The organism is Olivibacter sp. EAT-5 (genome assembly GCF_044784325.1).
GTDB classification, from domain to species: domain Bacteria; phylum Bacteroidota; class Bacteroidia; order Sphingobacteriales; family Sphingobacteriaceae; genus Olivibacter; species Olivibacter oleidegradans.
The window spans coordinates 1,070,326-1,091,568 of sequence record NZ_CP173028.1 but is presented as its reverse complement, the minus strand read 5'-3'; the positions used below and the strand labels follow the sequence as shown (position 1 = coordinate 1,091,568).

21 protein-coding genes are annotated in these 21,243 nt (G+C 38.5%); 15 read left to right on the top strand and 6 right to left on the bottom strand.

Annotation, left to right across the window (positions count from 1 at the left end):
• Nucleotides 1-4: 4 nt before the first annotated feature.
• The 7 genes from ACH11B_RS04435 (at nucleotide 5) to ACH11B_RS04405 (ending at nucleotide 5,741) form a co-directional block, all read left to right on the top strand.
• Nucleotides 5-988 carry a hypothetical protein gene (locus ACH11B_RS04435; protein WP_377611831.1) on the top strand — a complete coding sequence of 328 codons (984 nt, stop codon included), beginning with the start codon at nucleotides 5-7 and terminating at the stop codon, nucleotides 986-988.
• A gap of 236 nt (nucleotides 989-1,224) precedes the next feature.
• Complete coding sequence (locus ACH11B_RS04430; protein WP_377611829.1) at nucleotides 1,225-1,944, top strand: hypothetical protein; 720 nt, start codon at nucleotides 1,225-1,227, stop codon at nucleotides 1,942-1,944.
• Between the two features lie 14 nt (nucleotides 1,945-1,958).
• Nucleotides 1,959-2,414: a hypothetical protein gene (locus tag ACH11B_RS04425; protein ID WP_377611827.1), complete on the top strand. Its 456-nt coding sequence runs from the start codon at nucleotides 1,959-1,961 to the stop codon at nucleotides 2,412-2,414.
• Nucleotides 2,415-2,416: 2 nt separating this feature from the next.
• On the top strand, nucleotides 2,417-2,800 hold the full coding sequence (locus tag ACH11B_RS04420; RefSeq protein WP_377611825.1) for a hypothetical protein: 384 nt from the start codon (nucleotides 2,417-2,419) through the stop codon (nucleotides 2,798-2,800).
• A gap of 478 nt (nucleotides 2,801-3,278) precedes the next feature.
• The gene (locus tag ACH11B_RS04415; RefSeq protein ID WP_377611823.1) at nucleotides 3,279-3,611 is read left to right on the top strand and encodes a hypothetical protein; all 333 of its coding nucleotides are present in this window, start codon (nucleotides 3,279-3,281) and stop codon (nucleotides 3,609-3,611) included.
• A gap of 612 nt (nucleotides 3,612-4,223) precedes the next feature.
• Nucleotides 4,224-4,556: a hypothetical protein gene (locus ACH11B_RS04410; RefSeq protein ID WP_377611821.1), complete on the top strand. Its 333-nt coding sequence runs from the start codon at nucleotides 4,224-4,226 to the stop codon at nucleotides 4,554-4,556.
• A 96-nt stretch (nucleotides 4,557-4,652) separates the two neighbouring features.
• Nucleotides 4,653-5,741, top strand: coding sequence for a PD-(D/E)XK nuclease family protein (locus ACH11B_RS04405; protein WP_377611819.1), 1,089 nt, complete (start codon nucleotides 4,653-4,655; stop codon nucleotides 5,739-5,741).
• Between the two features lie 652 nt (nucleotides 5,742-6,393).
• On the opposite strand, the gene ACH11B_RS04400 is transcribed toward ACH11B_RS04405, so the two are convergent.
• Complete coding sequence (locus ACH11B_RS04400) at nucleotides 6,394-6,606, bottom strand: hypothetical protein (RefSeq protein ID WP_377611817.1); 213 nt, start codon at nucleotides 6,604-6,606, stop codon at nucleotides 6,394-6,396.
• A gap of 104 nt (nucleotides 6,607-6,710) precedes the next feature.
• On the opposite strand from ACH11B_RS04400, the gene ACH11B_RS04395 reads away from it, so the two are divergent.
• The 8 genes from ACH11B_RS04395 (at nucleotide 6,711) to ACH11B_RS04360 (ending at nucleotide 18,525) form a co-directional block, all read left to right on the top strand.
• Nucleotides 6,711-6,986, top strand: a complete 276-nt coding sequence (locus tag ACH11B_RS04395; RefSeq protein WP_377611816.1) for a helix-turn-helix domain-containing protein — start codon at nucleotides 6,711-6,713, stop codon at nucleotides 6,984-6,986.
• 18 nt (nucleotides 6,987-7,004) lie between these two features.
• Complete coding sequence (locus ACH11B_RS04390; RefSeq protein WP_377611814.1) at nucleotides 7,005-8,942, top strand: site-specific DNA-methyltransferase; 1,938 nt, start codon at nucleotides 7,005-7,007, stop codon at nucleotides 8,940-8,942.
• A 149-nt stretch (nucleotides 8,943-9,091) separates the two neighbouring features.
• The gene (locus tag ACH11B_RS04385) at nucleotides 9,092-9,988 is read left to right on the top strand and encodes an Abi family protein (RefSeq protein ID WP_377611812.1); all 897 of its coding nucleotides are present in this window, start codon (nucleotides 9,092-9,094) and stop codon (nucleotides 9,986-9,988) included.
• Complete coding sequence (locus ACH11B_RS04380) at nucleotides 9,988-13,149, top strand: type III restriction-modification system endonuclease (RefSeq protein ID WP_377611810.1); 3,162 nt, start codon at nucleotides 9,988-9,990, stop codon at nucleotides 13,147-13,149. Before ACH11B_RS04385 ends, ACH11B_RS04380 begins: the two co-directional genes overlap by 1 nt.
• A gap of 3 nt (nucleotides 13,150-13,152) precedes the next feature.
• A complete protein-coding gene (locus ACH11B_RS04375) occupies nucleotides 13,153-16,386 on the top strand; it encodes a helicase-related protein (RefSeq protein WP_377611808.1) in 3,234 nt (1,077 codons plus the stop codon).
• Complete coding sequence (locus ACH11B_RS04370; protein WP_377611806.1) at nucleotides 16,386-17,042, top strand: DUF4391 domain-containing protein; 657 nt, start codon at nucleotides 16,386-16,388, stop codon at nucleotides 17,040-17,042. The genes ACH11B_RS04375 and ACH11B_RS04370 overlap by 1 nt, the downstream gene beginning before the upstream one ends.
• A 99-nt stretch (nucleotides 17,043-17,141) precedes the next feature.
• Nucleotides 17,142-17,711 (top strand): hypothetical protein, encoded by a 570-nt coding sequence (locus ACH11B_RS04365; protein WP_377611804.1) that lies wholly within the window; start codon nucleotides 17,142-17,144, stop codon nucleotides 17,709-17,711.
• 1 nt (nucleotide 17,712) lies between these two features.
• Nucleotides 17,713-18,525 carry a hypothetical protein gene (locus ACH11B_RS04360; RefSeq protein ID WP_377611802.1) on the top strand — a complete coding sequence of 271 codons (813 nt, stop codon included), beginning with the start codon at nucleotides 17,713-17,715 and terminating at the stop codon, nucleotides 18,523-18,525.
• A 99-nt stretch (nucleotides 18,526-18,624) separates the two neighbouring features.
• Here the strand turns inward: ACH11B_RS04360 and ACH11B_RS04355 are convergent, their stop codons facing one another.
• The 5 genes from ACH11B_RS04355 to ACH11B_RS04335 all read right to left on the bottom strand — a co-directional run bounded on the left by ACH11B_RS04355 (nucleotide 18,625) and on the right by ACH11B_RS04335 (nucleotide 21,191).
• Complete coding sequence (locus ACH11B_RS04355; protein ID WP_377611800.1) at nucleotides 18,625-19,587, bottom strand: putative phage abortive infection protein; 963 nt, start codon at nucleotides 19,585-19,587, stop codon at nucleotides 18,625-18,627.
• 52 nt (nucleotides 19,588-19,639) lie between these two features.
• Nucleotides 19,640-19,867 carry an ORF6N domain-containing protein gene (locus ACH11B_RS04350; RefSeq protein ID WP_377611798.1) on the bottom strand — a complete coding sequence of 76 codons (228 nt, stop codon included), beginning with the start codon at nucleotides 19,865-19,867 and terminating at the stop codon, nucleotides 19,640-19,642.
• Nucleotides 19,868-19,972: 105 nt separating this feature from the next.
• Complete coding sequence (locus tag ACH11B_RS04345; protein WP_377611796.1) at nucleotides 19,973-20,512, bottom strand: GNAT family N-acetyltransferase; 540 nt, start codon at nucleotides 20,510-20,512, stop codon at nucleotides 19,973-19,975.
• A gap of 29 nt (nucleotides 20,513-20,541) precedes the next feature.
• On the bottom strand, nucleotides 20,542-20,943 hold the full coding sequence (locus ACH11B_RS04340) for a nuclear transport factor 2 family protein (RefSeq protein ID WP_377611794.1): 402 nt from the start codon (nucleotides 20,941-20,943) through the stop codon (nucleotides 20,542-20,544).
• 80 nt (nucleotides 20,944-21,023) lie between these two features.
• Nucleotides 21,024-21,191, bottom strand: coding sequence for a PLDc N-terminal domain-containing protein (locus tag ACH11B_RS04335; RefSeq protein WP_377476993.1), 168 nt, complete (start codon nucleotides 21,189-21,191; stop codon nucleotides 21,024-21,026).
• Nucleotides 21,192-21,243: the final 52 nt, after the last annotated feature.

Below are 21,243 nucleotides of genomic sequence, written 5' to 3'. Positions count from 1 at the left end.
ATATATGGGATGGTTTAATGACATATTCAGCAAAGACGCCGAAAACTGGCTCTTCAGAAAACTAGCTGCTACGCAAACACCTGAAATGCGGCAGCATACCATTATAGAAGCAGACGGAGGGTACCTCAGTATACGATTGAAATCCATGCGCATTGTGAAGACCAGAAGCGGCTTCAATAAATTTTACCCTACCGTTCACAGTCACCTTGAACTGAGTTATATTGGCAGCGGCACTGCTAAATTTAATGTCGTCACAACACCGACCAATTTGGTAGAGCTAGACGGAAAAAATGTCGATAAGGTTATCAACGTAAATCGTACCTTGCTAGATTCGGTACCCTACCGTGGCGGGAATGTGAAGCTGGAAATAGGTCTGTTCTCAATACAGGAAGATAATCTGGCATCGCCATTCATTACGTTGCTTACCAAGATGTCAAAGCTAGGAGGGGTTTCATTTATAAGTGCAGCTTTACCCTATGTAGAACCCTTGGAAGAAGGGATTAAACTGTTAACCGGGAGCGATGTGAAACAAAAATTAGAAATAGGAGTCTGTACGGAACTTAACGAGATCAGCACGGGCTTATTTGTAGTAATGCGAGCTAACGATAATGATGTCGACGTATCCAAGCTAAGTATCAAGGGTGATGAGTTTGCACTTATAGACCGTTCTGGAAAACCCGTAAAAGACTATCCTTATATGGTTTTTGAAATCGCTGCGAGCGATAAACGGGCCGATTTCTTTAAAATACCTGATATAGCCAGCGCTTACAATGATTTACGAAAAGCTGTGCAAACGAACGACTTTGAAAAAGTAAAAGAAGCAAAGAACTTCTTCCGGGTTATTTTATTAACAAGCCCTGATCTCTTGACTAAAGACGCCCAAAACATCTTTAACCAGGTTGATAAAGAAGTCAACGAAATTATGAATACCACGCAAGTTAACCTCGCGCCAAGAGAATTAATGCCACTAGATCACGTGAAGTTATAGTGGTAAGTGTTGCATTGAATTTTCCGCTGCAGATGATCAATCAAGAATAAAGCGAAACAATTATTGAGTTCGAGTTAGCTGCTGAAATAGCGAAGCGAAAACGTTCTGTCAGATTTTGAAGATCTTAGAAAATAGAGGATATGACAAGCGCCTTAGTATAGTCGCTTTTACGGGTAGGTGAAATATAGATTGTTATTTAATAATAGCGCTCATTTGTGCCTTTAATAAAATTGATAATGAAAGTGATTTTTATAACCTGTGTTGTCTTCTTGATGGCAGCAGCCTTTCAAACTAGGCCGAGAATATGCTCTGCCCGTGTGACGCCGATTGCAGAAAGATATCAATTATTTGGCAGTTCAGGCAACGCTATAATAGACCAAGTCACAAATCAAGAGCTATTGTTGTTACAAAGCAGCTTTTTGGTATACCCAATCTTCTATTTTTATGACGATAGTGAGGGTCGGAATGCAAAGGCTACGGATGAAGTTACCAATCAACGAGGACCAGACGGAACCGTAATTTTTGGGCGTAGGTTGTTTAATAGGGAATTTGTTCGGAGTTCTGGAGGTACAACTATTCCAATTATTATTGCACATGAGTATGCTCACATAGTTGATTTTAAGTATGGTGTGCTAGAACATGCATCGCAAAAAAAGAAGGAAATTTTCTCAGATGTGTTTGCCGGTATGTATATGTATGTTCGAGGGATGAAAGGCTGGGCTACCGATTTGTCCGCAGTTCAACAGTGCTTTGAAGAGATGGGAGATACCGACTTTGGGAACGAAGAACACCATGGCACACCTGAAGAACGAACGCGGGCGGTTTTTTATGGTTATAACTTGATGTTACAAAATCACAGCCAAGGTGTATTTGTTGATTTAAATATGGCGATAAAATTTGCGAGCAGTTATGTAGAACAACTTGATGAAGACGATGATTTAACAAGGTATGAATAAACCTCGGTAAAATTATGCAAAAAAATATCTTTAAGGCCACTATTATAATTAACGCTCTACTTTCAAGTAAAAGTTTTGCTAAAAATGAAGATTCGTCTGTTGTCAAGTCTGTTTCAGAAGGAGGTCGAGGAAAGGTCTCGGTACGTTATAGGGAACCGCTTGAGTCGTCTGCCACTTCAGCTGCAGATTATATTCTTTCGCACAAAGAAGTATACTTAGCTCTCGCGGTATTGTTGAGTTTAATAATCTTAGTTCTTCTTGAAGTCAAAATAATTAAAGAGCGTAACATTGGAGAAGAGGCTACAATCAGATTGCTAATCGTCACATTGGTAATCGTTGGCTCTTTATTCGTGATTATGGCTGGTTATACGGACACTCAAATAGCACCAATATTTGCATTATTTGGAACTATTTGCGGCTATTTATTTGGTAAGCGAGATGGTACTAAAAATGACAATCAATCTTCATAATAATGAAAAAAGCAATTTTTACAGCACTAAGCCTGTTTCTTCCTTTATTATCACTATGTCAATACATTGAAGATATTGAAGAGCAAGAGCCCGGCAGGGTTTTGAATGCTTTGCCCTCTGGCACAATACAAATTACAAATTTAGCGACTGATGTTTGCTATATTAAGTTATCAACTGATGAAAATGAGTGGAAGAATAAGAGCATTAGACCAAGACGTGGAATTTTGGCTACTATAAGAATAAGTGAACCTTACTTATACGTTGATTTATGTGAAAAGGAGAACGGGCAACTACTTTGCGATAGATATAGACTTAAGCCAAAAAGGAGGTATTTCGTTGAGTACTCTGACAATGAAGGGAGAGTCGTTTTGAGAAAAAGCAGATAGCCATACTTCCCAATTGCAAAGGTTTTATGCCAGCCCGTTTGCCATGTATCGGTTCATATATAAGTTTGTCCAGCTCTTGATATTTTGTAACATCAATTTGCCTGGCAAATAGTAGCCAGCCCCTTCCAACTTTATTTTCTCAGTTGCGGCTGGCTAAAAAGCGTGGATAACGAAGCTTGTTTATGTTGTCCTATTATCTATTCTATGATTGTACCTATTTAAGGCTTTTCTAGTTTTATTAACTACCAGTAAACGAAGCTCAGTCCTGATTCGGCGATCGGCAACATTTAGCAATATAGCTACCGATAGCTATTCTTTTTTTACATATGGAATTTAACTTTGTATATATTAAGGTTATGTTATTATAAAAAATATTAACGGTCATTATTGTGTTTGTTGGAATTCTCTGTTTCCATTTTTTACTTATCAATTGCAAAATAACTTTATACACATAAATTAACAACTAAAGGTTCCAATTATGCAAAAGAAAGAATGTACACAAGACAGAAGCGGCGATCGTCACGCGGACAAATGTAATGTCACTAGCAATGCTGTAGGCGATATATGGGCTGGAGGGGCTTCCAATGCCCGCAAAATTTATCTAAATAAACCTGCGGGTGACAACGGAGAGGAACGTATTAAGATTTGGCAATCGGATACAATTGTCATCGACCGTATTGTCGAGCCAGGTTTTAATGAACATTTACTGAAATCTGAATCAGGTCGAAGTGTGAAAATTGAAGTTACAACCACTAAAGTCGGTTCAAACGGAACTAGTTCATACTACATACATTTAGAATGGTTTAGTTAGTTCTTTTTTCATTTACATTCCAGTACAGGTTCGGTAAAAAAAAGCGAACGTTTACTGGCGGAAATTAACTATGTTGCTTGAACCAGAAGAGGCGATCGTTTGCATTAACAATGAAAATTGTGTAAATCGTTAGAGTAGAGCTGTTGGTCTCATTTTGGGAGCAAAGAAAAAACTAATAGTGCAAAATCTTGCGGTCTTTAGTACCCAGTGCTGAGATCAAGAACAAAATTCCCATTAAACCCAAGACTTTTTGCACTTCTGATGTGTGTTTTAATCTCCGTTTTATTTTGGTGCAAAAACCTTCGTATGATAAGCTTGATATCTGCTCCTTGTCTATATCTAATGCACGAAAATAATTTTCAATTGGTGTTAATGAGTTTATTTTCATCCTTTTTATTCAGGGATGCCACTTGTAATGATGGATTGCCGTTATCGGTATTCTTGCTTGTCAGTGTAAATTTTGTTTTATTTGTCTTATTATATTGGTTAAAACTTAGGCAGATTAGAACACCGCATCAGGATTGCTTTTCCAGTTGCCATTGATATCCATATAGAAGGTATGATGAACACCGTTGTCTGAATGTACATAACAACCCGGATAAAAAAAGCGAAGTGCGAACACCAAACAAGGGGCGTAAGATCACGAAGCAAGAAAGAACCAAGCGATCTTCCTACGAAGCCTTAACTGTGTATTTCAACCAGGCCGTAGCCGATCATATCACCTTGAGCACTGACGAAATAGAAGCCATCATTGGCCGCGCATTACCACCCTGGGCTTTTGATCATGCCGCTACTTTCTGGGCAAACTCAGGGCAACAGTATCACTCCCATAAGAAAGCCTGGTTACGAAACGGATATCTTGTTAGTCAATCAAGAATAGATGCGAAGAATAAAATAGGGGAGGTTGTTTTCAGTAAGAAAAGTCTTAAATATAATCAACAATAAACTAAAATATGGACTATAAAGCATTTACACATCAAATTTCAAAAGTAACTCATGCGGTAAGTATTATTGGTGAAGCAAGTTATACGGCACAGATACATGAATAAGCAACAATCACTGGAAAGGTTCTTAAAAGAAGCGCAATTTCCTAAGCCTGTTCGACGGAAGCGAACATTTTTCGATATTTCCGGAACTTCTCATTACGAACTTGCCATATCTAACTGGTATGCCTATTTTTTCGATCAAGAAGAAGATCATGGTTTAGGTAACCTCTTTATAGAATGTTTGTTTGAGTTGGTTAAGCGTAAAACCGGTAAAGAGATTTCATTGCGTTTTTTTAAGGTTGAAAAGGAGGTGACTACAAAAGGAGGAAAACGCATTGATATTTTAGTCTCCGGCATCGAACAGGATGAACGAAAATACATCATTATAGAAAACAAGATTAATCACTGGCTAAATAATGATTTGGATGCCTACTGGCAGCACTGTGTTGGGGCAGAGGATTCAAAAGTAGGCGTGGTTCTTAGTTTAAACCGCGAAACCATTCCGTTAACTGTTCAACATAAATTCGTCAACGTTCAACACGGTGAGATCATTAACTTGGTAAAGGAAAAGCTGTCTACATATAAGCAGGAGGCCTCCTATTATCTTAACGAATTTATTACCACAATCGAAAACCTATACACAGATTTAACAATGAATGAAGAAGTAAAATTCTATTATCAAAACCTCGAAAACTGCAATCGTATATACGATATCGTGGATCTGGCCTATAAGTATGTAATAGATCAATTAGCAGCTGCGTCAGAAATCTTAGGATTACAAGCGAGCGGAAAAAGTGATTACCACCGATATATCTATGATCCAAGACACGAAGGTATTAGTTATACCATCCATTTTGACAAGCTTTTTGAGCAGAAAAAGGAAATAACAATAAACATTGAGCTTTATGGCAACGCTTTATTGATTGAAGATATGATTGATGAGCGAGTAGGAAGTGATGCGGTTGTTTCAGGTGGGTTAGCATATAAGACTAATAGAGCAAATGGTTGGCTTTACTACGCAAGTAAAACCTATGAAGTGAAGGAAGACGATCTGGAAGAGTTGGCAAACTTCGTCGCTGAGAAAATGCGAGATGATTTTGAAGTGATCTATGATAAGATTGAGGAGGGAATTTCTAACCGATAGAGCAGTATAATTGTAGCATTATTTTTTACCTGGATATTACTGTGTATGTTATTATTCTCGGAATGGATCGGTTTTTTAATTAAGGAGTACGATTTACCGAGACATCTTTGAACAAATTTTTGGTACATCTGGAATTAATGCTTCTTATTCATAGCCATCTTGTCTAATTTTGCTCCTATGAGCTTTTTGAGTAAACTTAAACCAGATTGGAGGGATGTTTCATCAGGATTAATTGTAAGCTTATTAGGTATACTTTTGACTTCTATCTACACCTTTTTCATAAGCGAATTCGCAGGAGTAAATTTTAGGAGTAGGATAAGTACGATCTGGAATTACAAGACTGGCTTCTGGATACTTCTGATTGCTCTATTAATAATTTTAGTAGTAACGTGTAAGAAAAGATTAAAGAACCGTAGCACGTTCACCTACCAGAAAGACATACTCAATGTAGACAGAAACTTTTTCAACAGACTACGATATGAATATATAACGCAACAAATAGCGATGGTTCTATATTCGTTGCTCTCATAAGAGATGTGAGGAAATTCTGATATTTGCAATTCTCCAGCAATCGAATTTATCCATTCCAAAACTTTGATTAGTTGGTCATTTGATTTGGCTTTCCATATTTTGTCTTCTTGCTTATAGGTCTTTAAAAATTTTCTCTTTGATTAGTATTCCCGTCTAAGTAAGCATTTCTCAACTGGCACAATAAACACCAAACCATAGCTTGATTTCTTGGCGAGAATGTTTTCGATAGTAAGTCGTCCCATTCTGATGCCTCTGCTAAAACTCCTAATGGGTCATCTCCTCTTCCGGTCTGAAATAGTGACCTCGCCAAGTTTTCATATTTTAATGCTTCCATAATTTAGATTCTTATCTATATACACCTTCAAATTTGTTTTAAATATAGGCAAAAACCCTTATATTAGCCAATAATTGTCAAGTCAAATTTCAAACAATAAAATCATGATTGGAGAAAAGATCCGGGAACTACGTGAAGCGAACAATATCTTGATCCGACAGCTTGCTGCTCAGCTGGATATCGATACAGCTTTGTTGAGCAAGATGGAACGGGGCGACCGCTTTTTTAGGAAAGAGGACCTCACAAAAATTGCGAACATCTTCCGGGTTTCGGAGCGGGAGCTGTTGATCTTGTGGCTGGCGGATCGGATTCTTAAAACGGTGGAAGCAGAATACCATCAAAAAGAAGCATTGGAACTAGCGTTAAAGACGATTAAATAACCTAAATAGAATAGCGAAATGAGTGTAGACAAATTGGATATGCAATCACCGGATTTGGTGAACCAAAACATAGAAAAGCTAGCTGAATTGTTTCCGAACTGTGTGACGGAGAGTGATGCAGGTAAGGCTATAGACTTTGATTTACTAAGACAAGAGTTAAGTCATGCCGTAGTCGAAGGAAACAAAGAGCGCTACCGACTGGAATGGCCAGGCAAGAAAGAGGCCATTGTGACCGCAAACTTGCCCACAACCAAGACACTTCGCCCTGTTCATGAAGATTCCGTGGATTTTGACAATACGGAAAATATCTACATTGAGGGAGATAATCTGGAAGTGCTTAAGCTATTACAGGAAAGCTACCTCGGTAAGATCAAAATGATTTACATAGACCCTCCGTATAATACCGGAAAGGATTTTGTGTATAAAGACACCTTTGCGAAAGATACGCAGGAAGAGCTCCTGGAAAGTGGACAAAAGGATGAGTACAATCAGCGCTTGGTCGTTAATCCGGAAACAGCGGGTCGGTACCATTCTGACTGGCTAAGTATGATGTACCCGAGACTGAAATTGGCTCGAAATCTTTTGAAAGAGGATGGAGTGATTTTTATTTCGATTGATGATAATGAGGTACATAACCTAAGGAAGGTCTGTGATGAGATTTTTGGGGAGAGAAACTTTGTAGCCGATGCGATATGGAGGTCAAAAGATAATAGTAATAATGATGCAAAAAAGTTTTCAATTGATCACAATCATACTTTAGTATATGCTAGAAATGAGGAATGGCAGCCTGCGAAAGTAAAAGATGAAAATAAGCAAAAACATTTTAAAAACCCAGATAACGACCCTAATGGGCCTTATTTTGACGGCAACCCTCTAAACTCTCCTAATTATAGAGAAAATTTGGTCTATGACTTGATTTCACCAAATGGGACAATTATAAATGCCCCAAAAAATGGATGGAGGTGGTCCGAGAAAGTTATGAAAGAGAAAATTCAATCAGGAGAGATTCGTTTCACCGAAGGTCAAAAAAACATCAGGAGAAGAACATATTTGAAAGATATGGGAGGTCTACCTCCATCCACTTTGATGATCGATCTTGAAAAGACGGGCCATAATCGACAAGCTAAGTATGAACTATTAAAACTTTTACCCGAAGACGTGTTCGACACACCTAAACCAATTAAGTTAGTTAGCTATTTAACAACAATAGCCAATTGTGATGAAGATGATATCCTACTTGACTTCTTCTCCGGATCAGCAGCTTCTGCACATGCCATTATGCATTTAAATGCAAAAAAAGGAGCGGGAAAACTCAAATACATCATGGTTCAGCTTCCGGAAATCACTTATGAAGGTGTAAAAGAAGAATATGTAAATAGTTCAGGCAATAAAAAATGGCGATACGTTATTGACAGACAAACAGGGTTACCTAAACTTGAAAACCATAGTGAAGCTTCAAAAGCAGGCTATATGACAATTGCTCAGATAGGCAAAGAACGTATCCGTCGTGCAGCGAAGAAAATCAAGGAAGAAACTGGGGCAGATATCGATTACGGTTTCCGAGTATACCGTTTGGACGACAGCAATATGCAGGACGTGTACTATAAACCCCAGGAATATACTCAAGCGAATCTGGATCTGTTTGCAGACAATGTCAAATCCGACCGAACAGCAGATGACCTTTTAGCACAGGTCATGCTCGACTGGGGACTTCCATTAAGTTTGAAGATCGAACGATTGGAAATTGCGGGCAAAGAGGTTTTCCGCGTTGCTGAAAATTCACTGTACGCGTGTTTCGATAAAGGCCTTGATGAGATATTTGCCAAAGAAATCGCTAAAGATAAACCTTTACGTGTGGTCTTGAGAGATAATGGATTTAAGGATGACACGGCGAAGGTCAACGTTAAGCAATTGCTGAAACAATTGAGTCCAGAAACTGAAATGAAGGTGATATAATAAATAAAAAATGTTGATAAACTTGTTCACTAATAAAAAGTTCCTTACCTTTGCAGTAATAATACCCGCCACGCTTCCCGTAAGATTAGCGCACCTGGGCGGGTTTTCGCTTTTTATAACGTCTTTTTTAACCTAACCGCCCTCAATTCATGAATTATACTAAACCAGCTGTTTCTGTTGCAGATCAAATCATTACATTAAAGAATAGAGGATTAGTCATTTCAGATGAAGCCAAAGCGGCTTCTTATCTATCGAATATTAGCTATTACAGACTTCGAGCATATACTTTTCCATTTCAGGATAATACCGATCCGAACCATCCTTTTATCGAAAAAGTTTGTTTTGAAGATATTATCAATCTGTATGTTTTTGATCGGCAGTTTAGACTTTTTGTTTTAGATGCCATCGAGAAAATTGAAATCTCCATGCGTACACAAATTATTTATCAGTGGGCCATGAGCCATGGAAGTCATTGGCATTTGGATGGTTCTCTTTTTAGATACTCTGTGCAGTTTGCCAAGGATTTTACTCGATTGCAGCAAGAGGTAGATCGTAGTGTTGAGACTTTTATTGAACACTATAAAAATAAATATTCCAACCCACCGGAGCCGCCATGTTGGATGAGTTTAGAAGTAAGCAGCTTTGGATTATTGTCCTTAATGTTTCGAAATTTGAAGTTCGGCAGCGAAAAGAAGGCTATCACTAAATATTATGGTTTGCCGGATGTAGCCATTTTGGAAAGTTGGATGCACTCTTTCAGTAATATACGCAATATTTGTGCACACCACGGTCGGTTATGGAACCGACGATTGACAGCACATATCAAATTACCAAATCGCCCATTAAATCCATTTATAAACAATCAGCATGTTTTACCCTATAAAATTTATGCTACTTTATGCTGCATGAAGTATATATTGGATATCATTAGTCCAAGTAATACGTTTAAGGAAAAACTCAAAAGTCTAATGGCCACTTGTCCATTGGCACAGGAAAAGGAAATGGGCTTTCCTAAAGATTGGAAAAATGAAAACTTTTGGCAGTAATGAAATTACAATTTAAAGAACAGGATTTTCAGATTCAGGCGGTCAAAGCGGTGGTCGATTGTTTTCAAGGGCAACCGTTGAAAACAAATCGATTCACCCTAGAGCGGAGTCGCGAACTTATCCGAAAAGCAAAGCAGGCTGCCAGTGGTGCTATACAAACCTCGGCTTTTGATCATGAGGTACTCGAAGACATTGGTTATCGAAATAGTGGCATTCAGCTAGTAGACAGCCAGATTCTCGAAAATATACAAGAGGTTCAGCGGGAACAGGGATTGAGCGAAAGTCAAACCGTAAAGCGTCCAAAAGGTGTTAAATTAGGCTATAACCTGACTATCGAAATGGAAACAGGTACGGGTAAGACTTATACGTATATCCGTACCATGTATGAGCTACATAAACATTACGGTTGGAGTAAGTTTATTGTAATTGTACCTAGCATTGCTATACGTGAAGGCGTTTACAAATCATTTCAAGTGACACAAGACCACTTCCAGGAACTGTACGGACATAAAATCAATCCGTTTATCTATAATTCTGGTAGACCACAAGATATAGAAAGTTTTGCATCCGATAATCGCATATCGGTTATGATTATCAATACACAGGCCTTTTCTTCTCCACAGTACGATGCTCATGGCAATCTAAAAGAAAATGTTGGTAATAGAATTTATAGAGAGTTAGATCAATTCGGCACTAGGCGGCCCATAGAAATTCTTGCGCAAACCAATCCGATCTTGATCATCGACGAGCCTCAATCAGTAGATGGTGAGAAAACACTGAAAAGTATGCAGGATTTTAATCCGTTGTTTACCTTGCGCTATTCGGCTACGCACAAAGTTGAATACAATAAGGTATTTCGTCTGGATGCCTTGGATGCTTACCATCAAAAACTGGTCAAAAAAATCCAGGTGAAAGGAATTAACCTCAAAGGATCGACCGGAACGACGGGCTACCTCTATCTCGAGCAAATTAGCCTGAGTACATCGAAGCCTCCGTTTGCAGTGGTAGAGTTTGAAAAGCGTGTCGGCGAAGGTGTCAAGAAAGTACGGCAAAAATTGGCTGAGGGGGCCAACCTTTATGAGCTCTCTGGCAACCTTCCTGTATATAAGAACCACACGATTACAGAGATAAATGGCTACCTCAATAAAATAGTCGTTAACGGCGAGGACATTTATCCGGGAGATATCGTGAACGACAAAGACGAATTGGCCTTTCGTCGGGTGCAGATCCGCGAAACAATCCTTTCTCACCTCCAGAAAGAAAAGCAACTATTCGACAAGGGAATTAAAGTATTGAGCTTATTCTTTATCGATTCGGTAGAAAAATATCGCGTATACGATGAATCTGGTGAAAAAGCACTCGGTGAGTACGCGAAGCTATTCGAAGAAGAGTACAATAAAGTCCGTAATGATTTTTTAGATTTATTTCAGCAGGATTATAACGACTACCTAAAAGATACCGATCCGAGTCAGGTACACAAAGGCTATATGCCCACCAGCTATTTTGATTATCTACAGCGTGATGATGCAGGGAAGATACATGAGGGCTATTTTTCGATAGACAAAAAAGGGAAATCAGTAGACCCTTCGTTGAAACGAGGCAAGGAAGATTCTGACGACATTTCAGCTTACGATCTGATCATGAAGGACAAAGAACGTTTACTGAGTTTTGAGGAACCTACACGTTTTATCTTTTCGCACTCCGCATTGAAGGAAGGTTGGGACAATCCCAATGTATTCCAGATATGCGCGCTGAAGAGTGCAGAAACTGGAAGTCAAACCAGACGTAGACAAGAAGTCGGGCGTGGTATGCGTTTGTGTGTGGATAAACGTGGAGTTCGCCAAGACTTTGAACTCATTGGTGAGCAGGTACATGAGGTCAACAAACTGACCGTCATTGCTTCGGAAAGCTATGAAGCCTTTGCTAAAGGATTACAAACGGAGATAGCAGCCACGCTGGCTGATCGGCCACAAAAAGCTGAAATAGCATATTTCGTTGGTAAACTGGTATCCAATGAACAAGGTGAATCCCGGCGATTGACAGAAGATGACGGTAAAAAGCTCAATAAGCTACTTTATAAGCACGATGTGATTGATGAGGATGATAAGATTACAGCTGAAGGACGGGAACTGATTGAACAGCATAAGGTACCGTTGCCAGAGCAACTGGAGTCTTATCGAGCATCGATTACCCAATTGCTCCAGTCTATCTATACCGGAGAACCGTTCAAACCTGAAGACGAACGACAAACGATCGTATTGCAGACCAACCCGAATTTCAAGAAGAAGGAGTTTCAAGCACTTTGGGATAAAATTAATCTCAAAACTGTCTATGAAGTTCGCTTCGATACGGAGAAATTAGTTTACGAAAGTAAAACGCTGATCAATGCCAACCTGCACATCAGTACCCGCATGTACGAAGTGAAAACCGGAGAATTGGAAGATGGCACAAAAGAACAAATGCAGCAAGGGGCATTAATCCGTGAATCACAGCGGCAATATATGAAGCTGGATAATGACCTTTACACGAACACACTGTATGATATCGTTGGCGAGATCGAGCAAAAAACAAATCTAACCCGGCGGACCATCGTGGATATCCTAAAATCTATCCACGAGGAAAAGTTTCTGATGTTACGCCGAAACCCGGAAGAATTCATTGCGAAATGCAGTAAATTGATCAATGAGGCAAAAGCCAAACTCATTATTAATAATATTGTGTACCACAAACTGGAAGATAGGCACGATGCCAAGACGGTATTTACCAATGATAAATCTGCATTGCGTAATTCGGAGTTGCTTAAAAAACACATCTATGATTACCTAACTTCCGATTCTAAGATAGAAGCTGATTTTGCAGAGGCCTTGGAGAATAGTGTAGAAGTAGTAGTATACGCTAAATTGCCGAAGAGTTTTTATATCTCGACGCCAATAGCCAATTATAGTCCGGACTGGGCTATCGTGTTTGACAAAGACAAAGTACGCCATATCTATTTTGTCGCCGAAACAAAAGGATCTGATTCGGAGATGGATCTCCGTGAAATCGAAAAACTAAAAATCCACTGTGCACAGGAACACTTCAAAGAGATCAGTGGCGGTGTGGTGAAATTCGATACGGTTAGTAATTATGGTAAATTGTTGGATATTGTTCAGGTAATGTAGGCTATGCAACTCATCGATAACATCAATAAACGCCTTGGCGATGATCTAAGGCAACATATTCAACGAGGAAGCAAGTTGAGCATAGCCGCCTCTTCTTTTTCGATTTATGCCTTTGAAGCGCTGCGCAAGGAATTAGGTCAAATCGATGAGCTTCGCTTTATATTTAGTTCGCCGACGTTTGTAGAGGAAAACCTGAAGAAGGAGGTTCCAAAGTTCTTTATCCCTCACCTATACAAGGAGGCTGATTTATGTGGTGGTGAGTTTGAACTGCGATTAAAAAATCAGTTGAATCAACGTGCTATTGCGCGAGAGTGTTCAAAATGGGTAAAAGACAAAGTTCGTTTTAAATCGAATCGGCATTTTCATCAACCCTTACATGGAATGATACATGTAAAGAACAGTGCAGATGATTCCGTCAATTATGCGCATATTGGAAGCTTTACGACCGCCGATTTAGGCTTTACACACAAGAAAGGATTCCCTACACTGATTCAAAAAACCAACTATCCAGATAGCGAGGCTTATCTGGAATGGTTTGATCAGGTGTGGAAAAATGAAGACGACCTCAAGGAAGTAACCGAGCAGGTGCAAAGCTATTTTGAAACTGCTTACAAAGAAAATAGCCCGGAGTTTATCTACTTTATTACGCTATACAATATTTTCAATGATTTTCTCGAAGACCTTTCCTTAGATACTTTGCCGAACGACCAAATTGGCTTCAAAGATACCTTGGTCTGGAGCAAGCTCTACAATTTTCAACGTGATGCCGTCATAGGTGCTATTAACAAGCTTGAAAAATATAGCGGCTGCATTTTAGCGGATAGTGTGGGCTTGGGTAAAACCTTCTCTGCTTTAGGGGTGATCAAATACTACGAGATGAGGAATAAGGATGTTCTGGTATTGTGTCCGAAAAAATTAGAAGCAAACTGGAACGCTTACCGTCATAATGACAAGAACAATTTTTTGGCAGCGGACCGCTTTCGGTATGATGTATTATTTCATACAGATCTCAGTCGCGACCGAGGTATGAGCAACGGTCGAAGTTTGGAAAATGTCAATTGGGGGAATTATGGTCTCGTGGTCATTGACGAATCTCATAATTTCAGAAATAACAATCCATATTCAGATCGGGAAAACAGGTATCAGAAGCTATTGCGTAAAGTGATCAAGGAAGGTATCGAAACAAAAGTCTTGATGTTGTCTGCGACGCCAGTCAACAACCGCTTTGCGGATTTACGGAATCAATTGGCATTGGCCTATGAGGGGGAAGCCGCCATTATAGACCAAAAGCTGGATACCAAAAGCTCCATAGAGCAGGTTTTCAGAAAAGCACAACAAGCTTTCAATACCTGGAGTAAATACGATACGGGATATCGGACTACCGAACGCTTATTGGAGATGCTTGACTTTGATTTTTTCGAGATATTAGATTCGTTAACCATCGCACGATCAAGAAAGCATATCACCACGTACTACGATACCAGTGCTATTGGTAAGTTCCCGAAGCGGAATGAACCGCTCTCTATCCAAAGCCCGTTAACGGAGGATGGGCATGTCACCTACGTGCAAATAGCAGAAGGTCTTACCTTATTAAATCTTTCGGTCTATACGCCATTAAATTACATCCTTGACAGCAAATTAGAACATTATCGATCGCTGTACGAGAAAGATGTACGAGCCGGAGCGGGCAGGCTATCACAAATCGACCGTGACAATAGTCTCCGTATACTCATGCGTATTAATCTTTTGAAGCGCTTGGAAAGTTCCGTGGACTCTTTTCGTATAACGCTAGAAGGTATTATCGGCTTAATTGAGAAAACACTACAGACCATTAGAGATGGGGTAAAATCAGATTACGAAGGTATACAGGCACGAATTGAAGACGAAAATTTTGACTGGGAGTCCGACTGGGGCGATGAGGAAAACTTTATCGGTAAAAAGATCAAAGTACATGTCGCAGACATGGATGTTTACCGTTGGCAAGAGGATTTGCAGGACGATCTAAAATTACTGCGTGGCATCTGGGATAGCATTGAGCACGTTCGTGGAAATAACGATTATAAGCTTCGTCAGCTCCATGAATTGTTGGAAGGAAAGATAAAACATCCTTTTAATGGTCAGAACAAGAAAGCGATTGTCTTTACCGCTTTTGCAGATACTGCAAACTATCTGTACGCGCATATTCACAGTCACTTTAAGAATAAGTATGGTATCAACACAGCGCTTATTACCGGATCCAGAAAAATAAGTTCAGCGAAAAATATACCTTCGGATTTGAACCCATTACTTACTTGTTTTTCTCCGCTGTCAAAAGGAAAATCTCAGCTATATCCGCAGATAAATGAGGAGATTGATATTCTGATTGCAACAGATTGTATTTCGGAAGGACAAAATCTTCAGGATTGTGATTACTTGGTCAATTATGACATTCACTGGAATCCGGTGCGTATCATTCAGCGATTTGGTCGTATCGATCGTATAGGATCTAAGAATGATACGATAACGCTCGTCAATTTTTGGCCAGATGTGACGCTGGATGCTTACATCAATCTGAAGCAGAAAGTAGAGAGCCGTATGTTGATTTCGAATATGGCCAGTACGGGAGATGACAATATCTTGAATGCTAGAGAGCAAGATCTGGAGTACAGAAAGATACAGCTCCAAAAGCTGAAGGATGAAGTGATTGATCTGGAAGATCTTCGAGAGGGCGTGGACATTACAGATCTTGGATTAAATGATTTTCGAGTCGATCTTTCCAATTATTTTAAACTGTATGGAACATTGGATCATATTCCTGAAGGACTACATGCTGTTGTTCCTGCTGATGATATATTGCCTGCAGGTACTATATTTGTCCTGAAAAATATAAATTCGTTCCTCAACATCAATAAAACTAATCGTTTACATCCATACTATCTGGTATATATCAGTTCGAGTGGACTTCTTCACCTGAAACACGTAGAATCTAAAAAGATACTCGATGCCATGCGCAAGCTATGCAAAGGTAAAACGGAACCGCTAACCGATCTTTGTAAAGCATTGAGTAAAGAGACAGATGAATACCACCGCATGGATAACTATTCCCGGCTATTAAAGGATAGTATCAGCTCCATTATCCAAACAGAAGAGGAAAAAGAAATACATAGTCTGTTCCGATCAGGTGGCACCACTGCTTTAACGGATAAAATTAAGGGATTGGAAGATTTTCAATTAATCACTTTTCTAATCGTGCGCTAATGGTTGATCTTTTTAATTTACCGATCAGTACAGTGTATGGTCAAACTATCCCAAAAAAGATGTTTGACGCTCATCTATCCAACAAACAAAAAAAGATTCTCACTGATAAAATCAGTAAAATGACTTGGACGCATAAATTGGCGCCGGCAACAATAAACCTGTCCGGAAAGTATTTTGCGGAAATCCAGATCATCCATATTGAACTAAAACGGGACGACCGAATATCAGAATTGCTCGCTATTATCGGTAAAAGCGTCCCCTACGGCGTCATATTTGTCATGCAATTTGGTGACCGATTTTATATATCTGCCTCCGCTAAACATCCTCATCCGACACTTGCTGATACCTCTGTTATAGATTGGGAATTTGCTTCAGACTGGTTCACGGCAGCAGATAACACATTCCAGCTGAATTTGAGGGAAAGCCTAGATGCTGTTTTTTTTGATTTTTGTAAACAGCTATCTGGTTTTAAACCGAAAGAAGTGGATTCTATGGCTGAACTTATCGAAAAGAGTGCGAAACTTTTTCAACTTCAAAAAGACATCAACAAACTACGGTCGGCCATATCAACCTGCAAGCAGTTTAATAAGAAGGTAGAATTGAACTTGCGATTAAAAAAGATCGAAAAGTGTATTGAGAACTTACTTAACTCGTGATAAGATGAGTCTGGTCACGAAGTTTCATATTTTATCAGTGTACAGTATCAATTCAATATGTATATTTACAGTTGAAATAATTCTAAAGTGATCACTTTAATGAGTAAAGTTAACCAGGACGTAAAAGGCAACCCAGATCTATTCAAAGAGCTTCTGAGCGATAAAAAATATGTTTTAACTAATACCATCCAACTACACCATAAAATCAATAATGCAGTTTGGTTGATAGGGAAGAGTAAAGTTCAACACAAAAATATCGGTGATGAAATTTCATTGATAATTGAACAAAGCAAAAGAGAATCGAAATATGGTATAAAATTACGATGTACATCTTTTACTCAAGAACCATTTTTTAGATTCGATTCAGATGGACCTGCTCATCGAAATAGCTTTCCTGACATACCATTAGAAAAACAATCAGTGTCAACACCGCATTTTAATACATTTAATGATAAAGGGATGCCTTTCGCGTATAAAAATGAGACTCTAAAAAAGGAGGAGGAGGCAAAAGAAATTGTAGAGGATATAAATTTTGGTGTGTCTCTTTTTTGCATGGAAACTAATACAAGCCTGAGTGATGGTAATTTTCCAAATATCGTAGAAAAAGTTCCTGAGATAAAGTTTGAAGATACAAAACTAATTAACTTCGATCAGATAAATTTCGAGTAAAATGGATAACGCGCAAATTATAGAGCAAATTAAATCATCATTTTGTAATTTAACTAGTTTCAAAGTAAGACAAAATGCTCTAGAAATTATTACTGCTTACTCTACTATAAACAACAAATTTGTGTCTGTGTTCGTAACTTACACAAATCAAAAAATTGTGATTACAGATAGTGGATGGATAGATCAAAACTATTATGAAACACCTGTAAATGACGAGTCTGAAGATATAATTGGAAGAATAATAGGTTTGTTTAAAGCATCTTACAGTGTTAAATCGACACTAGATAAATCAGGGAGGGAATTCTATTATAAAACGTGTGAAAATATTGAACAAATTCCTAGTTGTGTTTTCGATTTGGCAAACTTTATAGTTGGTGTTGTAAATGGGTTTTGCATGCGATACAAAGATGAGAAGGAAGAAAGGGAAAGGGAGACGTTCAAAACGGATGCAAATGACTTTTTAAAATTGAACTATGACAACATGGTCAAATTACGCGCACCACTCGATGACTTTAAAGGCATAAAATTTAATGCTATAATAAACAAAGGACCCAATTTGTTTATTATAACTTATGTTACCGGGTCCTCGTCAACGTACTTTGAAAACGATTTGCGCAAAGCAATTGTGAATTTTGAAATTGCCCAAAAATCAAAATATAAAGATCTCATAAAAGAAAAAATTACAATCATTAATGACTTATCAGAAGGATATTCTATGAAAAGATCTGCAAACATTTTTGAATTGTTAAAAGAGAAAACAACCCGTAAACCTATAAAATGGACTGAAAAAGAACGAATATTAGAAATCATATAAAATCAGCGCTATTTAGCTGGAAGTGTTATTTTCGTTGTTCGACGATACAAATATGAAGAGCGCTTTTAGTGTTTCTTTGGTAGGGAGCTCGATTATTTTCTAATTGATGCCATGGATAATGGAGTGCCGGGTTTTTAAAGCTATCCCTTGATAGAGAGTGGTATGCCGTTCAGAGTCAGCTAGGTCTTCCACTGCTAAATTTTTCAGCATATCGTATTTTATTATGAGTTGCTTCATCTTAGAAAAACACAGGCCATTATAAAACAATAGAAACAGTTCTGCCGATGACAATTGAGATTGCAAGGTGCCTGTATAGAATTTATATTTCTGTTCAATGTTATCTTTATCAGTTTGTGCTAGCGCGACATCCTGTTCGAAATGATTGTCGACATGTTTTAGAATATAGTAAATATTTCTAAAGTAGTGCCCAAGGTAAGGGTGATAAGTGTCAAAAAACTTCTTATATTTACTCTTAATTCTCTCGATTGGTTGGTTAATCGTGTGATTTGTTGACGGGTTAGGAAGGACGTGTTCTAATACGTTGTCCTGCCGAATACTAATTGGGGGCATTATCTGACCTTCTGGTTGGTATAGTCTATAGAAGTCCCATTTTGCAAATTCAAAAAACTCGATGCCAGATATCGTTCTATACGGTTCAACCTCTTCTTCAGTCCACCATGTTAATCGTTCTTTTGTGTTGAACAGAATAGACTGTTTAAGACTGGTATGAGAAGATATCAACTGAAAGAATGTCGTTTGAAATTGCTGATCTTTTTGAGCTATTTCATTTTTCTCTAGGTATTTAGTTTGAGTCCTCGAAAAAGTTCTTTGATCAATAAATGTATTATAAAGTAGGATTACACTTACACCAGTTATTGTTGTACCCACCACACCGCCAATAAAGTCGCCAACTTGCCCAGTAGTGTCCATTTTTAGTTCGCCCTCGCCGGTGTAAATTGTATAGACTTCACCGATAATGATAAAAAAGGCGATAACAACAGCTAAGCTTAAAGCAGTAGCAATTACTGTCCAAGGAGAATCAAATTCTTTATGCTTTTTCAAACAAAATCGGTAAATTGAAAAGAATAGGAGTAATATGAAGAGGAGAAACAATTTAATAAACATATTCACCTTCCTTTCTAAGCTTTTTCTTTTTCAACCTATGATTCTCAGAGAACTTATCAATATTTCTAACTTGTTTAAGCACTTTTGTCTCTACTCCGTACAAATCCGCTAAATCCCTGTCCAGCATCACTTTTTGATCGCGGATATAATAGATCTGATTCATCACTACTTCTTCAGGGATGATTAAGCTTTCTTTTGATGATTGGGTTTTGGTCATAGATTAGGTTTTGTTGTTTAGCTATAACGTTTCATTAATCGGAGATCGAAAATTGTGACTGTAAAACTTCTATATTTCCAGGTATCACAATCTGTGATGCCATTTTTATGTATAATCATTAAATTCCTCCCTGCCAATTCGATACCAATTGCACTTAATTCCATTTAGAAAGAACACCTCTTCGTGAGTCATACCTATTTTGGTTAATATTTTATTTGATCCTGTATTGTTGCAATCTGCGATCGCAAATATCTCTGGTAAATTGAGTTTGTCAAAACCGTATGAGAGTGTTGCTTTTGCGGCTTCTGTTGCATAACCCCGTCCCCAGAATTTTTTTATTAGCCTATAACCTAGATCATAGTAATCAATATGATTATTGATCGTCTCTTTAATCAGCTTTAAACCTGCCCATCCTATAAATTGATTTGAGCTTCGCTCCACTACTGCCCAACGGCCAATCTTATTTTCGATATACTGCTGCCGTATGAAATCAATGTTTTTCCTTGCTTCCTCTTTGTTCTTTACAGGATTGTTTCCTAAGTATTTATGTACCTCATGATCGGAATCCAGTTCGAACATTCCATCAACATCTTCTGGGACGATTTCTCTTAGTATCAGCCTGTCTGTTTCTAAATAGGTTTTCATGCTAATAAGACAACATTGGTCCCTGAAAATTACCCATAAACCTCCCCAAAAAACGCATCTACCTTATGTTGGTCCTCTGGGAAGTTGTAAACCTCTACGATTTTACCATTGTCTATTTTCCATAGGAGGCATGACATATTGTCTAAATTGGTGCTGCCTTCTAAATTGCTCCAGTTGCGGTGGCAGTCGATCACATACTGATCGCTTACGCCCATTACAATAGGAGAGGCCTGGAATGCGGCTTTGCTTAGCTGTCCAAGGTATTCTACTACGGCTGGTATACCGACTTTGGTTCCTGCTAGCGGATGCTTGCCGGGAATATGCCATTTGATGTCTTCTGCTAGTACATTACTTAACCGCTCAGTTTCATTGTTTGCATAGATCCGGAAGAATTCGTGTATCAGTGCTACGTTCGGATGATTCGTATTCATATATTAGGTTTATGTGTTAGGCTGTTTTTATTAATCGTTCTGTGTGCCTTTGTTTACCTGTGTGGAGAATAGAAAGATTCCTATTTCTTTGCCGCACCATTATTTTTATTAGTCTTATTCGCTAAAAGATACCCAATACATCCAAACAGCGGCACGGAGAGAATAATAATAAGCCAGACAATGCGTTGTGTGGTTGTAATGTGCGGATTAGTTATGCACTGGTATAGGGCATAAATGCCGATCGCCATCACTGGAGCTACAAACAAGAGCATTACCATTTCTGAAGAGCCGATGTTTAGG